We start from the raw sequence: 203 nt of genomic DNA on the forward strand, positions 1-203 counted from the left end.
GCGGTTTACCATTTCCTCAAAGCGTTTCATCACCTCCGGACGCAGGTCCGCATCCTTTGGCGCATCGAGAAACGCATTCAGGGTATCCGGCGCATCGGTCGGGGCCACGTAAATGTCGCCAGCAAGTACGGGAGGAAAACCTTCCCGCAGCAGTGACACACTGTAATAACCCGGTTCAGCCTCAATGCTGTAGTGGCCGTCCG

Annotated in this window: 1 protein-coding gene; it reads right to left on the bottom strand. The window is 57.1% G+C overall.

Translation table 11 applies throughout. The annotated features are described in order from the left end of the window. Nucleotides 1–203, bottom strand: a 203-nt coding sequence (locus tag JSN25_RS22225; protein WP_233638422.1) for a prophage tail fiber N-terminal domain-containing protein, incomplete at both ends; no start/stop codon positions are given.

This window comes from Citrobacter cronae (genome assembly GCF_016893685.1).
In the GTDB taxonomy this organism is placed as follows: domain Bacteria; phylum Pseudomonadota; class Gammaproteobacteria; order Enterobacterales; family Enterobacteriaceae; genus Citrobacter; species Citrobacter werkmanii.